Source organism: Mammaliicoccus fleurettii, from assembly GCF_002018435.1.
In the GTDB taxonomy this organism is placed as follows: domain Bacteria; phylum Bacillota; class Bacilli; order Staphylococcales; family Staphylococcaceae; genus Mammaliicoccus; species Mammaliicoccus fleurettii.
Window position 1 is genome coordinate 238965 of sequence record NZ_MWJM01000003.1, and the last position, 18554, is coordinate 257518.

Sequence of the window (18554 nt, forward strand, 5' to 3'; positions counted from 1 at the left end):
TATGAAGGAATATGATGCATTAAAAGGAAAAGAAGTCCTTATATTAGGATTAGCAAAAAGTGGATATGAAAGCGCGAAATTATGTAACAAACTTGGTGCATATGTCACTGTTAACGATGGTAAAGATTTATCTACCGATCCTCATGCAATTGAATTACAGAATCAAGGTATTAAATTAATTAGCGGAGAACATCCTATTAGTTTATTAAATCATAATCCGTTAATCGTTAAGAACCCGGGTATTCCTTATAGTATTCCTTTGTTACAAGAAGCTGTAAATAAAGGGTTAGATATCATTACTGAAGTTGAACTGAGTTATTATATTTCTGAAGCGCCGATTATAGGTATCACGGGTACAAACGGAAAAACTACGGTGACTTCCTTAATCGGAGATATGTTTGGGAATAGTAAAGTAAATGGGCAAGTTTCTGGGAATATTGGGGTAGTTGCATCAAAAGTTGCACAAGATGTTACTAAAGATGATTATCTAATTACTGAATTATCATCATTTCAGCTGTTAGGAACGATTAAATATCGCCCACATATCGCAATAGTAACGAATATATACTCTGCTCATTTAGATTATCACGGAACTTTAGAAGAATATCAAAACGCTAAAAAAAATATTTTTAGCAATCAAACAGAAGATGATTACTTAATTTTTAATTATGAACAAAGACATCTTATAAATAAGGATGAAATTAAATCTAAAATTTTATACTTTTCAACTGAACAACAAGTTGATGGCATCTATATTGAGGACGGATATGTTGTTTATAATGGAATAAGAATTATCAATATTAATGATATTGTTTTACCAGGTAAACATAACTTAGAAAACGTACTTGTAGCAGTTCTAGCTGCTTTAATTTCTGGAGTAGATGTTAAATCTATTGTTCATACACTTACAACATTCTCAGGTATTAAGCATAGACTTCAATACGTAGGCAATAATCGTGGAAATAAATATTACAACGATTCAAAAGCAACAAATACTTTAGCTACTCGATTTGCATTAAGCTCATTTAACACGCCAATAATATGGCTATGTGGAGGATTAGATAGAGGTAATGATTTTGATGATTTGATTCCATATATGGACAATGTTAGATTGATGGTTACTTTTGGTGAAACAAAAGATAAACTTAAAACATTAGGTGCGAGTCAAGGTAAAGAAGTTATACAAGCACATGATGTGAAAGATGCTGTCAATATAATACAAGATTATATTCAATCTAATGATGTTGTATTATTATCGCCAGCATGTGCGAGTTGGGATCAATATGATACTTTTGAAGCACGTGGAGAAGAATTCATTAAAAGCTTCCAAAAGTATTTACCAACTTTTTAGAAATTGTATAAAAAGGAGTGACAACCGTGAATAAAAGTTCTGAAAATAAAGAGGATATATTGCAATTTGAAACGACTACTGAAGACGAACGTTTGAAAATGATGCGAAATAAAAGAAAGCGTAGACGTCAAATTCAATTAGGTGTATTCATAGGTGTTATACTCCTTGTCATTTTGATTGTTCTGTATATGTTTACAGATATAAGTAAAGTTGATCAAGTAGACATAAAAGGTGAAGAAATTGTAGCAAAAAAAGATATAAATAAAGCCTTGAATATTAAATCTGACTCGAGAATTTATAATTTACCAATTAGTGATATGAAAACGAAGATTGAAAAACTTGAAGGTGTTAAAAGTGTCACAATCAAGAGACATTTTCCTAATGATATGACAGTCGAGGTCACTGAGTATGAACCAATTGGTTTGATTAAAAATAAAAAGGGGTATGTACCTTTGTTGGAAAATGGATCAACTATAAAAAACTTATCAACAGATCTCCCAATTGATGTTCCTATTTTGAATGATTTTAGTTCGAAAAAATTAGATAAACTTATTCCTGAATTGAAGAAAGTTAAACCGAAAGTAAAAGCAATGATTTCTGAAGTCAATTATAAACCAGGTGAAAATAATCAAAATAGGATACAATTGTTTATGACAGATAATGTTGAAGTTGTTGGTGATATTCAAACTTTTGCAAATAAAATCAACTATTATCCTAGTATTTCTGATAAATTAGAGAGAGATAATTCAGGAGCATTAAAAACACCTGGATTTGTAGATTTGCAAGTTGGTGTGACATTTTTACCATACGAAACAAAAGAACAACAAAGTGAACGTTCTGAAAAAGAGGCAAAACAAGATGAAAGTGCTAAAACAGAACAAAAAAAATTAGACCAAGCGCTTCAAGATTTATCTAAAGAATTGGATAAATCAGGTGAAGAACCAAAATCATCTGAAAAATCGCAAGAATAAGTAAAAAAATCAATAAATAAACCTATAATTAGTTCACATTAAATCATCTATCATGTAAACTAATAATAGTGTAAATTTGATTATCATGTGTTAGAGGAGGTGCCTATCGATGGAGGAACATTATTATATTAGTTTAGATATAGGTTCATCGAGTGTAAAAGTAATAGTAGGAGAAAAATTTCATAATGGCATTAACGTGATAGGTACAGGGCAAACGTATACAAATGGTATAAGAAATGGCTGTATTGATGACTTTGATATCGCAAAACAAGCGATTAAAGATACAATCAAAAAAGCGGCGATTGCTTCTGGGGTAGATATTAAAGAAGTATTTTTAAAAATGCCTATCGTGAATACAGAAATATATGACGAGAAATTTGAAATACCTTTTGAAGGAACAGAAACTGAAATTAATGGAAGTCACATTGAATCGGTATTAGAAGGCATCAGAGATTTAAATGATGTACCTGAAACTGAAGTAATTGGTGTATTTCCAATGAAATTCATTGTGGATGATTTGCATGAAGTGTCAGACCCTAAAGAAATGGTTGCTACTCAATCATTAAAAGTAGAGGCAGGCGTTATCGCAACATCAAAATCACTATTAATCAATATAATTAAATGTGTTGAATCTTGTGGAGTGGATGTATTAGACGTATTTTCAGATGCGTACAATTATCAATCTATCCTATCTCCAACAGAAGTTGAGTTAGGAGCTTGTGTCATTGATATAGGTGAAGATTTAACTCAAGTCGGTTTCTATGAGAGAGGCAATCTTGTTGATGCTGATACGATTGAAATGGCAGGTAGAAGTATTACAACAGATATAGCTAAATCGTTAAATACTACATATGACAACGCTGAGAAGATTAAACAACAATATGGTCATGCTTTTTATGATTCAGCATCAGATCAAGATGTTTTTAGTGTAGAACAAATCAACGAAGATGGACATGCACAATTCACTCAGAAAGAGTTAAGTGAGATTATCGAATCTAGAGCAGAAGAAATATTCTTTGAAATATTCGATTTACTACAAGACATGGGTATAACAAATGTTAACGGTGGATTTATTGTGACTGGTGGAACTTCGAATTTACTAGGTATAAAAGAACTTCTACAAGATATGGTAAATGAAAAAGTACGCGTACATACTCCATCACAAATGGGTATACGTAAACCCGAGTTTACATCTAGTATATCTACAATATCTAGTGGAATTAACTTTGATGAGCTACTAGATTATGTTACAATGAATAATTATGATGTGGATAATGTTGAAGAAGAAACATATGAAGATGTAAATCAAGAAACTAAAGCTAAACCATATGAACAATGGTTTAAGAAAAAAACAAACAAAGACAAAAACAATGACGTAAAAGCTTCAAATTCTGATAACGACAATTACGCCGAAACAGATTATGATTCGGAAAGTCAAGAAGAGAAGCCTAGTGTATTCAAAAAATTAATGAAATCGTTATTTGATTGATGGGTCATAAAGATTAGGAGGATAATAAATGTTAGAATTTGAACAAGGGTTTAATCATTTAGCTACTTTAAAAGTAATTGGTGTTGGTGGCGGAGGTAATAACGCCGTAAACCGTATGATAGATCATGGAATGAATAATGTAGAATTTATTTCTATTAATACAGATGGTCAAGCTTTAAACTTATCAAAAGCTTCATCTAAGATTCAAATTGGTGAAAAATTAACTCGTGGATTAGGTGCTGGTGCTAACCCAGAAATAGGGAAAAAAGCTGCAGAAGAATCACGTGAACAAATAGAAGATGCTATCCAAGGTGCAGATATGGTATTCGTAACTGCAGGTATGGGTGGTGGAACAGGTACAGGTGCTGCACCTGTAGTTGCTAAAATCGCTAAAGAAATGGGTGCTTTAACAGTTGGTGTTGTAACACGTCCATTTAGCTTTGAAGGTCGTAAACGTCAAACACAAGCTGCTGCTGGTGTAGAATCAATGAAAGCTGCAGTAGATACGTTAATCGTTATCCCTAATGACCGTTTATTAGATATCGTTGATAAATCAACGCCTATGATGGAAGCATTTAAAGAAGCAGATAATGTTTTACGCCAAGGTGTACAAGGTATTTCAGATTTAATCGCTGTTTCAGGTGAAGTTAACCTAGACTTTGCTGACGTTAAGACAATCATGTCTAACCAAGGTTCAGCATTAATGGGTATTGGTGTATCTTCAGGTGAAAACAGAGCAATCGAAGCTGCTAAAAAAGCAATTTCTTCACCATTATTAGAAACGTCTATAGTTGGCGCTCAAGGTGTCTTAATGAATATTACAGGTGGAGAGTCATTATCTCTATTTGAAGCTCAAGAAGCAGCAGATATTGTTCAAGATGCAGCTGATGAAGATGTTAATATGATATTTGGTACTGTTATTAACCCAGAATTACAAGACGAATTAGTCGTTACTGTAATTGCAACAGGTTTCAATGACAAACCTTCTAATGCTCGCAAACCTCAAAGTGGTGGAGCATTTGGTGGAACTACAGAAGAACCTACTTCTAATAGAGAAGAAGGGGAATCACTAGGTAGAAAAGCTTCATTTGAAAATAAATCAGCAAATGAATCAACTGATGATAGTGATATTCCAAGTTTCATTCGAAATAGAGAAGATAGACGTTCTAGACGCTCTAGACGATAAATGAACTTAAAAAGTCATCAGGCTAAGTCCTGATGACTTTTTTTGTTAGGAGAGATGAAATGAAAGAGATATTTAGTCAGCGAAATCATTATTTAGAGTATGACATCGATAGTAGAGAAGATATAACACTAGGTATTACAACACGTAAAGATGGTTACAGTTCATACCCAGAAAATGCCTTTAACATGGCACGTTATATTGATGACAATCAAGAAAATATTACTGCTCATCAAAAAATATTGGCTGATGAAATTGGTTTCAATTGTGAAAATTGGGTGTTTCCAATACAAACACATGAAAACAAAGTTCAAGAGGTATTTTCAGATGATAAAGGTAAGAACATAAAAGCTTTAACAAATGAATTACATGGAATTGATGGGCTATTTACTTACGAATCTAATCTACTTTTAACAATGTGTTTTGCAGATTGTGTTCCAATATATTTATACGACGTTAAAAATAAATATATCGGTCTTTGTCATGCTGGATGGAGAGGCACATACACTCAAATATTGAAAGAAATGATAGATCAATACAATGGTGAATTAGCAAATCTCAGAATTGTGATAGGTCCGTCTACTTCTAATACTTATGAAATCAATGAAGATATATACAATAAATTTAATTCTTTACCAATAGATGCTAGTTTATATATAGAAAAAAGAGAACAAGATCGATATGGTATTGATTTGAAACGTGCTAACGAATTGTTGGCAATACATTATGGAATAAGTCCAGAGCATATTGTTAAAACGAGCCACTGTACAGCAAGTGAAACAGATTTATTCTTTTCATACAGAGTTGAAAAAGGTAATACTGGTAGAATGCTTGCATTTATAGGCAGAAAGTAGGTAAAGTTTTGAAATCAGTAGAAGAAAATTTAAAAGAAATAAATTCACAAATTTGTGACAGCTGTAATAAATCACAGTTTGACACAACACCTCAAGTGATTGTTGTGACAAAATATGTTACAATAGACCGAGCTATAGAAGCTTATGAAGCTGGATTGAAAAATTTTGGCGAAAATAGAATAGAAGGTTTCTTAGAAAAGAAAAAACATCTACCTGATGATGCTGTAATGCACTTTATAGGGTCATTACAAACGAGAAAAGTTAAAGAAGTAATCAATGAAATTGACTACTTACACGCATTAGATAGATTGAAATTAGCTAAAGAAATTGATAAACGTGCTGATCATGTTATAAAATGTTTTATTCAGGTAAATGTTTCAGGTGAAGAATCTAAACATGGTATTTCACCGGAAGAATTGATTCCATTTATAGAAGAGTTTAAAACTTTTAAACATATTGAAGTAGTTGGATTAATGACTATGGCACCTTTGACTGAAGATAAAACGAAATTAAGACAATATTTTAATCAGCTAAGAAATTTAAAAGATAAAGTACAATCATTGAATTTATCTTATGCGCCATGTACTGAATTATCCATGGGTATGAGTAATGATTTTAACGAAGCAATTTTAGAGGGTGCTTCATATGTACGAATTGGTACTAAATTAGTTGGTGAATAGGAGTGTAAATTATGGCAATTAAAGATGTATTTAAAGGTTTTTTCGTAGTTGATGAAGAAGAAGAGGTATACGAAGAACCACAAAGAGAACAAAAACAACAAACACCACAGCAAGAACCTTCTACACAAGAGAAAAAAATGAATCAACAATCTATTAAAAGTGTACCAACACAAAAAGCAAATACTACAAGATATCAATCACAACGTTCACGTGATTTTAAAAAACCTGAAAGGAAAGAGGCCATGACTGAAAAACGTACAAATTCATCTCAAACGAATGTTGTAAGCATGAGTGGTAATATGGATTTTGCGCAAAGTTCAAAAATGTGCTTATTTGAACCAAGAGTATTTTCTGATACTCAAGATATCGCTGATGAGTTGAAAAACAGAAGAACTACTTTAGTGAATTTACAACGCATTGATAAAGTATCAGCTAAAAGAATTATAGATTTTTTAAGTGGTACTGTTTATGCAATAGGTGGAGATATAAGAAGAGTAGGTACAGATATTTTCTTATGTACACCTGATAATGTTGAAGTAGCAGGATCAATTACTGAACAGTTAGAACAAGTTGAACCTTATCAAGAATAGAGGTATTAAGATATGGATAGTGGATTATTAAGTACAATTTTAGGATTTATATTATTCCTAGTTAAAATTTATCAATATGGTATGATTGTTTATTTCCTTACATCTTGGTTACCAAGCCTTAGAGAAGGCGCATTTGGACAATTTTTAGGAAAAATATATGAACCATTTTTAGAACCATTTAGAAAAATTATTCCACCGTTAGGTATGCTAGACATATCATCAATTGTGGCATTTATTACACTAAGTTTATTCTACGTTGGTTTAATCAATATATTTAATATGATTGTACCTGTTGTACCAATATTATAAATGAACAATGAATGACAGTAGGGTGGGACGAAATGTCACATCCTATTTTTTATATAATTAGAGGTGTAAAATGGATATATATCAGCACTTTAGAAAAGAAGAAAAAGAAGAAATTGATTTATTTTTAAATAAATGTGAAATAGCAGAAAGAAATTATCAACATGTATTAACTGATTTTTTAGATCCTAGAGAACAGTTTATTTTACAAACTATAGTTGGAGGATTTGATGAATTAGAAGTTCATTTTTTTGGAGGTAATAATGAATCTGAAAGAAAACGTGCAATTGTTGCACCAGATTACTTTGTTCCAACTGATGAAGATTATGAAATTGTACTAATTGAACTTACGTATCCTTCTAAATTTGTTAATCTGACGCATCGCAACGTATTAGGGACGATTATGTCTCTTGGAATAGATAGAAATCAACTTGGCGATATAATCGTAAATGGCCGAATACAGTTTGTTTTGACAAAAAGATTTGAATCATATATTATGATGGAATTAACAAAGATTAAAGGCGCAGGAATCAAATTGAGTTCTATTCCTTTCCAAAATATGATACAATCGAATGAGAATTGGAATAGTCACGATGCAACAGTTAGTGCAATGAGACTTGATGTTATAGTAAAACATATAACAAATACAAGTAGAACGATAAGTAAAAAGCTAATTGAAAGTAAACGTGTTAAAGTCAATCATAGAGAAATTGAAGTAGTAGACTTTATAGTCGAAGAGAATGACTTATTATCTATTAAAGGATATGGTCGAGCATTGATCATAGCAAACAATGGAGAGTCAAAAAAAGGGAAGTTAAGAATAACTTATAAAACTTTGTTTAAATAGTGCTAAGGAGGAAAACTTATGGCATTTACCCCAGAAGAAATCAAACAAAAAGAGTTTAGTAGAGTCCATAAAGGATTAGATGAATCAGAAGTACGTCAATATTTACAGACTTTAAGTGATGAAATTGAAAAATTAAAATCCGATAAAGATCAGTTACAAACTTTAATTAATGACAAAGATGAAAATATTAATCGTTTTAAAGCGGTTGAAAATACAATATCTGAAGCATTGTTACAAGCACAAAAAACAGGCGAAGAAACAAAACATACTGCTGTATTAAAAGCAGATGCTATTGTTAAAGAAGCTGAAGGTCGTTCGGATCAAATTATTAATGATGCACTCCAAAAAGCGCGTCATATCAGTTTCCAAACTGAAGATATGAAACGTCAATCTAAAGTGTTTCGCTCTCGTTTTCGCATGTTAGTTGAAGCTCAATTAGATTTACTGAAGAATGATGATTGGGATTATTTATTAAATTATGATATTGATCAACAACAAGTTACTGAAGAAAATATTGACATTTTGAATAAAGAAGAAGAAAATAATCAAGAACAGATAAATAATCAAACAGTAAATAGTGAAGAGGACAAGTCTAAAGAATAATGATTTGCTAAGCGAGTTAGGGATAGTGTGAGCCTGACGATTTCAATTCTTTAGGTATCACCTGTTTACAAAATTATATATTTTTGATGAGTGAACTCTAAGTTGAGTTAATGAGGGTGGTACCGCGATTAAAGTCGTCCCTATTATTTCAACTTAGAGTTTTTTATTTTAATTTAAATGAAGAAGGAGATTAAGACTTATGGATTACAAAGATACGTTACTAATGCCTAAAACAAGTTTTCCAATGAGAGGTGGTTTACCAAACAAAGAGCCACAAATCCAAGAAGAGTGGAAAGAGAAAGACTTATTCAATAAAATTTTAGAAAAAAATAAAGGAAATACACCATTTATTCTTCATGATGGACCGCCATACGCTAATGGTAATTTGCATATGGGACACGCATTGAATAAAATTTTGAAAGATATAATTGTGAGACAAAAATCAATGTCTGGTTATTATGCACCATACGTTCCAGGTTGGGATACGCATGGTTTACCTATCGAGCAAGCATTAACAAATAAAGGTGTTAAAAGAAAAGAAATGACAATCGCGGAATTCCGTGAAAAATGTAAAGAGTTTGCATTAGAGCAAATTGAATTACAAAAAGCAGACTTTAGACGTTTAGGTGTAAATGGTGATTGGGATAACCCATATATTACTTTGAAACCTGAATTTGAAGCGGCGCAAATCAGAGTGTTTGGTGAAATGGCTGCAAAAGGTTTAATCTATAAAGGGAAAAAACCAGTATATTGGTCTCCTTCAAGTGAATCATCTTTAGCAGAAGCTGAAATCGAATATCAAGATAAAAAATCTCCTTCAATTTATGTAGCATTTAATGTTCTTGATGGTAAAGGTATTGTTGACGAAGATGCTGCATTTGTTATTTGGACTACAACTCCTTGGACTATTCCATCTAATGTAGCAATAGCTGTAAATCCTACATTAAATTATGTTCAAGTTAATGTTGAAGGTAAAAAGTATGTAGTTGCAGATGCTTTATTAGATACAGTTTGTGAAGAATTAGACTGGAATAAAGAAACAATCGTAAGAGAGAAAGAGTTTAGTGGTTCTGAATTAGAATATATAACTGCTCAACATCCATTTATCGATAGAACATCATTATTAATTTTAGGTGATCATGTTACAACAGATGCAGGTACTGGCTGTGTACATACAGCACCTGGGCATGGTGAAGATGACTATGTAGTTGGTCAAAAATATGGTCTAGATGTTATTAGTCCTATTAATGATAAAGGTGTATTCACTGAAGAAGCTGGTGAATTCGAAGGACAATTTTACGATAAAGCGAACAAAACAATTACTGAAAAATTAGAAGAAGTCGGCGCGTTATTAAAACTTTCTTTCTTCAAACATTCATATCCTCATGACTGGCGTACTAAAAAACCAGTTATCTTTAGAGCAACTGAACAATGGTTTGCGTCTATCAGTAAAGTAAGAGAAGATATTTTAGATGCAATTGATAATACGAAGTTCAAAATTGATTGGGGTAAAACGCGACTATATAACATGATTAGAGATAGAGGAGAATGGGTTATTTCTCGTCAAAGAGTATGGGGCGTTCCTTTACCTGTATTCTATGCTGAAAATGGCGATATCATCATGACAGATGAAACAATTAATCATGTTGCAAATCTATTTGAAGAACATGGTTCAAATATTTGGTTTGAAAGAGAAGCGAAAGACTTGTTACCTGAAGGATTTACTCATGAAGGTAGTCCAAATGGTGAGTTTACAAAAGAAACTGATATTATGGATGTATGGTTTGATTCTGGTTCAACACATAGAGGTGTATTAGAAACACGTCCTGAATTATCTTATCCAGCTGATATTTATCTAGAAGGTAGTGACCAATATAGAGGTTGGTTCAACTCTTCAATTACAACATCTGTAGCAACTAAAGGTATCTCACCATACAAAATGTTACTTTCACACGGTTTCGTTATGGATGGAGAAGGTAAGAAAATGAGTAAATCTTTAGGAAATGTAATCGTTCCAGATAAAATTGTTAAACAAATGGGTGCTGATATCGCGAGATTATGGGTTAGTAGTGTAGATTACTTAGCAGATGTTAGAATTTCAAATGACATCTTAAAACAAACTTCTGACGTATATCGTAAAATTAGAAATACATTCCGTTTCTTATTAGGAAATGTTAATGATTTCAACCCAGCAACTGACAACGTTAAATATGAAGATATGCTTGAAATTGATCAATACATGCATAATAGATTAAACCAATTCATTGGTAGAACTTTATCTCATTATGAAGCATTTGATTATTTAGATATTTATCAAGATATTCAAAACTTTATCAATGTAGAATTAAGTAACTTCTATTTAGATTATGGTAAAGATATTCTTTATATCGAACAATATGATTCATTGAAACGTCGTAGTATGCAAACAGTGTTATACGAAACATTAGTTAAATTAACTAAATTATTAGCACCAATTATCCCACATACTGCAGATGAAATTTGGGGACACATTCCACACGTAGAAGAAGAAAGTGTTCATTTAACAAATATGCCTAATCCACATGAAGTAGATACTGAATTAGTTGAAAAATGGTCTAAACTTATGAAATTAAGAGACGATGTGAATAGAGCTTTAGAAGTTGCACGTAACGAAAAAGTTATTGGTAAATCATTAGAAGCACATATCACACTTTCAAATTCAGAAGACTTTAATACAGTAGAATTCTTAAGTCAATTCCAAGACTTACAACAACTATTTATCGTATCAAAAGTTGATGTAGTTGATGAATTAACAGATGGAGAAGAATATGAGTACGTTAAAGTAACAGTTAAACATGCAGATGGAGAAAAGTGTCAACGTTGTTGGAATTACTCAGATGAATTAGGTTCAGTAGGTGAACTTGATCATTTATGTCCACGTTGCCAAGAAGTAGTTAAAACATTAATATAAAATGAAGTTTTATAAACGCCCAATCCGTAGTACTTATTTCGGATTGGGCGTTTTTTGTATGTTTATATTTTTGTTATATTTAATATAAAATTCATTAAAAAAAGTATTGTTAGTAAAAAATTTACATAATATAATGAAAGTAATTAATCTGCGATATAAGCTTCTTCAAGAGAGACAAAATATAGGATATATAAAGACCAAACCTAAATATGAGAAAGTTATATGAAAGGTTAAAATATGCAAAGGAGTGATATATACATCTACGCCAAGAAGTGAATGTCATTAACTAGAGAATAAACATCATTTTATTTTTAAATTAATGTAAGTATCGTTGAACATTTTTATTAGATAAATAAGTAAAAATTTTTATGTTTATTTTTCTGAAAAATCAGAAAAGAGGTGCGAAATGAACAGGTTTATATGCTCTATAATTCTTTTGTTTTTAATCAAAATCGTAATGTTTAGTAATGATGTTTCTGCCGAAAATAATATAGAATCATATAATGAAGTGTCAAATATATATTTAAATGAAAACAATATTTCACTTGAAGGTCATGAGAAATCTGTAAGCGAAAATTCAATTACTAATTCAAATACAAGTATTAGTTTAGGTGAAGATATTAATAATGAAAATATCAAGAATATTCCAGAGGGAGTAAACATTGACAATAATAAACCTACAAAATTTAATACGAATGTAACAACGAACAATGAATTTTCAACATGAGAAATCCAAGCTTGGTAAAAATAAAAATAAGGGTAATGAAAGTAATCTACCTTTTGGAAAAAATGAAGATATTCAAGGAAATAATTTAACTATAAATAAACATGAAAATGATGAAGCAATAGTTGGTCAAGATGATAGGAAAATTGTTGAAGATATAAATAAATCACCATACAAATCTATAGTATCCATAAATACTTATATAGATGAATCGATTTACTACAGTGGTACAGGATTTATGATAGATGACTATGCAGTACTAACTGCTGCACATGTTGTAATGAGTGATAATAAAGACGAAGATATTAAAAAAATTATCGTTAATGCGGGTTATAAAGAAAGGAAACCAACAATAGATATTGCTAGGGTTATAAAAATCTATGTAATGCCTGAATGGATAAATACACAAAATAGAAACTATGATATGGCCTTATTAATTTTAGATAAACCATTAGGTAAAAAAATTGGTAAATTAAAAATTGTAGATAAGTCAGCTTTAAATGAATTAATTACAACTTCTGGGTATCCTGCAAAAAAAAAATAAGAATATTAGAATTGGGAATCAATATTTTACTTCAGGTAAAATTGTTTATATAACTCAAAATAAATTATATTATAATTTAGATACTGAAGGAGGGCAAAGTGGTAGCCCAATATTCAATACAAATAACGATGTCATAGCTATTCATGCTGCAGGATTTTTGAATAATTCTGATTATAAATTTAATATAGGTGTAAGATTATCTTCTGATAAAATAAAAAAAATTAAACAGTGGAATGAAGAGTTGAAATTTGAAAAAATTAATAAATTTATAACTATTAATAAAAATGATGCGAAAATTTGGGAGAATTTAAACTTTAATCAATTATCAAATACTAATAAAAATTTGAAAGGAAAAATTTATAAATCAATCAATTTATATACCGATTCTAATGGAGGAAAATACCTATTAATTATTGACAGAAATAATAATTTTATAGGCTTTATAGATATTAAATCAACCACTGAAATTAAGGGAACATCTTCAAATAAAGTAGTTCAACTAAAATCGCAAAATGTAAAAGTCTATAGAAACTTTTTTGATGAATTAAAAAGTGATATAAAATTATCATTTTATAGTCATTATAAAGTTAAGTATATATATAAATTACCAACTAATCGTTTAATTTATTCTTTATATGACAAGAATAATAAATGGCAAGGATATGTAAATAGCATTGATGTTAGAGAAAATATCTTTGAACCAAATGATGAACGTATAGAAATTATAAATAATAATTATATTGTTTGGAAAGATTTCTTTGGTAATAAGAGTTTAGTTACTAAGTCGATATATCATAAAGTATTTAATGCTAAAGGTAAATATAAAGATAATAATAACCAAACATACTTAAAAATCTATGATAGTAAAAATAAATTTTTAGGAATTTTAAATATAAAAGCAACAAAAAAAGTTGTTCATAAAACTTTAAATAAAAATGTGAAAGTTATAAGTAAAAATTATAACTTTTATGGATATTTATTTGATACTAAAAGAGAATCTTCTGACAAATATATAAATAAAAAGTTATTTGCAAAAGCTCAATATAAATTAAGTAATGGGAAAACTTATTATTCATTATACGATAATAAAGATAATTGGATTGGTTATATTGAGAACAAAGCAGTAAAAATATTATAAATGTTATTCATGTAAGGAGAGATGTTTATGTTAAAGAAAGTATTTTTATCAACTTTGTTATGTACGATTGTAAGTGCTCCTATTGTAGGGAAAGTGAATGCTGAGGAATTGAAGGAGAATAAACCTGTTAAATATGTATTTAAATCAAGTGGTAAGGCTGCTCCTATATACATTAATTCTGATGGTTCAATGAGTATTCCAGAAAAAGAAATATTAGAAGTTAAGACTCCAGATCCAGAGGATTTTTATATTATTAAGAATGGTGTCAAAACTAATGAAGTAAATCCAAAATATAAACATATATCTGATCAATGGAGATACTTTGAATTTTATGCTTCTAAAGGCAGAGTAAATGACTTGTTTGTAGGTGAACATCCTAGACCTTTAGATGGTATTAATTTTGACCCTAGTGTTGACAATCCTAATTCATATAATCAAACAAATATGCAACAACCCGGACAACAAAGTAATACAAAAATTCCTAATGGCAATCAAGAAAAGCCACCTAGTCCAGATCAACTAGCTTCTGATAACAAAGGTAAACCGACTAAAAAAGATCCAAATAAAGATAAAAAAGATGACAAAGAAGTAAATCCAAATACAGAAAAAAAAGATGATAAAAAAGCAGAAATTCCTAAAAATACAGTCGTAAATAAAGATAACAAAGTAGCTGTAAATGATAAGAAAGTTAAACAATCAGCTAATGAGCAAAATAAAACAGATATGAATACAAATAAATCTGAACCTAAATCTTCTGAAGCATCTAAACAAGATAATAATAAAGATGTAAAGTCTAAGGAAGAATCTGTAACTAAGGTTAAAGCAAAAGAAAACAAATCTAATAAATCGCAAAAAGAATTACCGAAAACAGGTGAAAATGATAACGTGATATTACGTTATGTATTATTTACTTTTGCGGTATTATCTGCAGTTGGTATATTTAGTTTATCTAGAAAAGTTAAATCATAATTAAAAGTATCAATAATTAGGCTTATGAATTATTTTTTAGAGGTTAAGTAACTTAATGTTGCTTAATCTCTTTTTAAATTGGACATAATTTTAAAAATTCATATTAACAAACATGTCTGTTTATGTGGTAAAATAATCAAGATTGGAGTGAACAATAGATGCGTAAAGGTTACAATATACCGATATGGAGTACTTTTATTGTATTATTGATAGTATTTGATCAACTGACTAAGTTTATAATTGTTAAATCATTAGAAGTTGGTGAATCTGTAAAAGTAATCAGTAAAGTTATATATATTACATCTCACAGAAACCAAGGTGCTGCTTGGGGTATTTTACAAGGAAAAATGTGGTTGTTTTATATTGTAACTGTTGTTGTACTTGTTATTTTATTTATGTTTTTTAAAAATGAGGGATATGGTCAACCTGTTATGCAACTTGGTTTAAGTTTGTTAATTGCTGGTTCAATTGGTAATTTTATAGACAGATTGTTTAGAGGCGAAGTTGTTGATTTTATTGACACATATATCTTTGGCTATAATTTTCCGATATTTAATGTAGCAGACGCTGCTTTAACAATAGGTGTAATCGTATTAATTATTGTGATTTTATTTGAAGGTAAGGAGGAGAAAGCTTGAATACATTTGAATTTAAGATTGAAACAGAAAATGAAAAAGGCGTTAGAATAGATAAGTTATTACCTGAGTTAAACCCGGATTGGTCTAGAAACCAAATCCAAGATTGGATTAGATTAGGTTTAGTTGAAGTAAATGGTAATGTTATTAAAGCAAATTACAAGACGAAATTAAATGATGTTATTGTTGTTACTGAAAAAGTTGTAGAAGAAGTAGACATCGTGGCAGAAGATTTAGGTATTGAAGTATATTATGAAGATAAAGATGTAGCGGTAGTATATAAACCTAAAGGTATGGTTGTTCATCCGGCACCAGGGCATTATACAGGTACATTAGTAAATGGATTAATGCATGTTATTAAAGATTTGTCTGGAATTAATGGTGAAATTAGACCAGGTATCGTTCATCGTATTGATAAAGATACTTCAGGTTTATTGATGATCGCTAAAAATGACATTGCTCATAGAGGGCTTGTTGAACAATTAGTAAATAAAACTGTAACGAGAGAATATACTGCACTTGTTCATGGTAATATACCACATGAATTTGGTACGATTGAAGCACCAATAGGAAGAAATCCTAAAGAGCGACAAGAAATGGCAATTGTTGATGATGGTAAAGAAGCAGTGACACATTTTAATGTTGTTGATAAATTCGAAAAATATACATTAGTAAATTGTCAGTTAGAAACTGGACGTACTCATCAAATCAGAGTTCATATGAAGCATATTGGATTTCCTTTAGTAGGAGACCCTAAATACGGACCTAAGAAAACTTTGAATTTAGATGGACAAGCACTTCATGCAGGTTTATTAGGTTTCGAACATCCAGTAACGGGTGAATACATTGAAAAAGAAGCACCGTTACCTGAGTATTTTGAAACGTTGTTAGAAAAATTAAGAAATCACGAAGATAAAAAATAATTCAGACGTGTAATAATACTTAATTAATTTTATATAAACTTTGACATCAACAGAAAAAAACGATAGTATGGATTTAACAATTAAAGCGTCTTTAACGGACAGTCCAGAGAGGCTGAGAAGACATAATATGTACGTGTAGACCATTTTAATGGTACTAGTATATACTCATGTCTTCTACAGGCGTGAGTATTTTTTTGTGGAAGGAGATTGGATATGGCTGAAAGATTAATCATGGATGATGCTGCTGTTAATAGAGCATTAACAAGAATGTCACATGAAATATTGGAAAAGAATAAAGGCACGAAAGATATCGTTTTGTTAGGTGTTAAGACAAGAGGCGTTTTTCTTGCGAATAGAATCGAACAAAAAATCGAAGCTATTGAACAAGTTCAAGTACCAACTGGCGAAATTGATGTGACGCATTATCGTGATGATGTTCAAAATCAACAAGATGCAATTAAAGTGAAATCATTTAATATCGATGTTGATATTAATGATAAGCATGTCATTATTGTTGACGACGTATTATATACAGGAAGAACTGTAAGAGCTTCATTAGATGCTATATTAGATCATGCAAGACCACGAAAAATTAGTTTAGCTACATTAGTTGACAGAGGACATAGAGAGCTTCCAATAAGAGCAGATTATGTTGGTAAAAATATACCAACATCTTCTAATGAATCTATAGTCGTAGAATTAGAAGAGTTTGATAAACAAACAGCAGTAACATTAAATTAAATAAATCCTTTTAAATCAGTACGAGAGACTGGCAAAGGAGTATATATGAGACAGTATATCTATATCAGCATAGGTATAACTGTACCCATAGATCCCTTTGCAAATTGTGTAAAGGGATCTTTTTTTGAATAGGAGAAGGAAAATGACACACAACGAAGAAATGTTTGAACGAACAGTCGAGCCAATACTAGATGTAAATGAAAAACCTAAAGCTTCACAATGGTTTTTCTTAAGCTCACAACATTTATTTGCAATGTTTGGTGCAACAGTACTTGTACCATTTTTAACAGGTTTGCCTGTTTCGGCAGCACTTATAGCATCGGGACTTGGAACTTTGCTTTATATAATGATTACGAAAGGCAAAATTCCTGCTTATCTCGGATCAAGCTTTGCTTTTATAACACCGATTATAGTAGGACTCAAAACACATGACTTAGGTGAAATGTTAGTCGCTTTATTCATGAGTGGTATACTTTACGTCATCATCGGAATAATAATAAAAATTACAGGAACGAATTGGTTGTTAAACTTATTACCACCAGTTGTAGTAGGTCCAGTAATTATGGTGATTGGATTAGGTCTAGCACCTGTAGCTGTTAATATGGCAATGTACACGGATTCAAATGCCATGCAAGGGTATAGCGGAGTTTACATTACAGTGGCACTTATAACATTAATAACGACAATTATTGTCTCAGTATTCTTTAAAGGATTCTTATCAATTATTCCAGTACTAATCGGTATAATTGTTGGATATATATCATCATTATTATTTGGAATTGTTGACTTAAGTCCAATTTCAAAAGCAAAATGGTTACAAATGCCAGACATATACATGCCATTTCATGATTACACACCATCTATACAATGGGGACTTATACTCATCATGCTTCCAATTGTATTTGTAACAGTAAGTGAGCATATTGGGCATCAAATTGTAATTAATAAAATAGTAGGTAAAAACTTTTTTAAAGACCCAGGTTTACACAGATCATTAATTGGTGATGGAGTATCAACTATGATGTCTTCAATCATCGGTGGACCACCAAGCACAAC

General features: G+C 30.6%; 19 protein-coding genes. All 19 read left to right on the forward strand.

Going from position 1 to position 18554, the window contains the following annotated elements; genetic code table 11:
* Position 1: 1 nt before the first annotated feature.
* A complete protein-coding gene (gene murD / locus B2G86_RS04110; RefSeq protein ID WP_078356867.1) occupies positions 2-1351 on the forward strand; it encodes a UDP-N-acetylmuramoyl-L-alanine--D-glutamate ligase in 1350 nt (449 codons plus the stop codon).
* A 26-nt stretch (positions 1352-1377) separates the two neighbouring features.
* Positions 1378-2322: a cell division protein FtsQ/DivIB gene (locus tag B2G86_RS04115; protein WP_198644246.1), complete on the forward strand. Its 945-nt coding sequence runs from the start codon at positions 1378-1380 to the stop codon at positions 2320-2322.
* 109 nt (positions 2323-2431) lie between these two features.
* Positions 2432-3811: a cell division protein FtsA gene (ftsA, locus tag B2G86_RS04120; RefSeq protein WP_078356868.1), complete on the forward strand. Its 1380-nt coding sequence runs from the start codon at positions 2432-2434 to the stop codon at positions 3809-3811.
* A gap of 28 nt (positions 3812-3839) precedes the next feature.
* Entirely contained in the window at positions 3840-4997 is a 1158-nt protein-coding gene (gene ftsZ, locus B2G86_RS04125) for a cell division protein FtsZ (protein WP_078356869.1), read from the forward strand.
* A 59-nt stretch (positions 4998-5056) separates the two neighbouring features.
* A complete protein-coding gene (gene pgeF, locus B2G86_RS04130; protein WP_078356870.1) occupies positions 5057-5848 on the forward strand; it encodes a peptidoglycan editing factor PgeF in 792 nt (263 codons plus the stop codon).
* Between the two features lie 8 nt (positions 5849-5856).
* The gene (locus tag B2G86_RS04135; RefSeq protein ID WP_078356871.1) at positions 5857-6528 is read left to right on the forward strand and encodes a YggS family pyridoxal phosphate-dependent enzyme; all 672 of its coding nucleotides are present in this window, start codon (positions 5857-5859) and stop codon (positions 6526-6528) included.
* 11 nt (positions 6529-6539) lie between these two features.
* The gene (locus B2G86_RS04140) at positions 6540-7118 is read left to right on the forward strand and encodes a cell division protein SepF (protein ID WP_078356872.1); all 579 of its coding nucleotides are present in this window, start codon (positions 6540-6542) and stop codon (positions 7116-7118) included.
* A 12-nt stretch (positions 7119-7130) separates the two neighbouring features.
* Positions 7131-7427 carry a YggT family protein gene (locus tag B2G86_RS04145; RefSeq protein ID WP_078356873.1) on the forward strand — a complete coding sequence of 99 codons (297 nt, stop codon included), beginning with the start codon at positions 7131-7133 and terminating at the stop codon, positions 7425-7427.
* Between the two features lie 70 nt (positions 7428-7497).
* Complete coding sequence (locus tag B2G86_RS04150; RefSeq protein ID WP_078356874.1) at positions 7498-8271, forward strand: YlmH family RNA-binding protein; 774 nt, start codon at positions 7498-7500, stop codon at positions 8269-8271.
* An 18-nt stretch (positions 8272-8289) separates the two neighbouring features.
* Positions 8290-8874 (forward strand): DivIVA domain-containing protein, encoded by a 585-nt coding sequence (locus B2G86_RS04155; protein ID WP_078356875.1) that lies wholly within the window; start codon positions 8290-8292, stop codon positions 8872-8874.
* 199 nt (positions 8875-9073) lie between these two features.
* Complete coding sequence (gene ileS / locus B2G86_RS04160) at positions 9074-11824, forward strand: isoleucine--tRNA ligase (RefSeq protein WP_078356876.1); 2751 nt, start codon at positions 9074-9076, stop codon at positions 11822-11824.
* Between the two features lie 406 nt (positions 11825-12230).
* Positions 12231-12551, forward strand: coding sequence for a hypothetical protein (locus B2G86_RS04165; protein WP_078356877.1), 321 nt, complete (start codon positions 12231-12233; stop codon positions 12549-12551).
* Entirely contained in the window at positions 12535-13092 is a 558-nt protein-coding gene (locus tag B2G86_RS04170) for a trypsin-like serine peptidase (protein ID WP_078356878.1), read from the forward strand. Before B2G86_RS04165 ends, B2G86_RS04170 begins: the two co-directional genes overlap by 17 nt.
* Before the next feature lie 157 nt (positions 13093-13249).
* Positions 13250-14230, forward strand: coding sequence for a hypothetical protein (locus B2G86_RS04175; RefSeq protein WP_078356879.1), 981 nt, complete (start codon positions 13250-13252; stop codon positions 14228-14230).
* A gap of 27 nt (positions 14231-14257) precedes the next feature.
* Entirely contained in the window at positions 14258-15199 is a 942-nt protein-coding gene (locus tag B2G86_RS04180) for an LPXTG cell wall anchor domain-containing protein (protein WP_078356880.1), read from the forward strand.
* Positions 15200-15357: 158 nt separating this feature from the next.
* A complete protein-coding gene (lspA, locus tag B2G86_RS04185; protein ID WP_078356881.1) occupies positions 15358-15837 on the forward strand; it encodes a signal peptidase II in 480 nt (159 codons plus the stop codon).
* Positions 15834-16757: an RluA family pseudouridine synthase gene (locus B2G86_RS04190; protein WP_078356882.1), complete on the forward strand. Its 924-nt coding sequence runs from the start codon at positions 15834-15836 to the stop codon at positions 16755-16757. Before lspA ends, B2G86_RS04190 begins: the two co-directional genes overlap by 4 nt.
* 213 nt (positions 16758-16970) lie before the next feature.
* On the forward strand, positions 16971-17498 hold the full coding sequence (gene pyrR, locus B2G86_RS04195) for a bifunctional pyr operon transcriptional regulator/uracil phosphoribosyltransferase PyrR (protein WP_078356883.1): 528 nt from the start codon (positions 16971-16973) through the stop codon (positions 17496-17498).
* A gap of 142 nt (positions 17499-17640) precedes the next feature.
* A partial coding sequence (locus B2G86_RS04200; RefSeq protein WP_078356884.1) for a uracil-xanthine permease family protein occupies positions 17641-18554 on the forward strand: 914 nt, incomplete at its 3' end.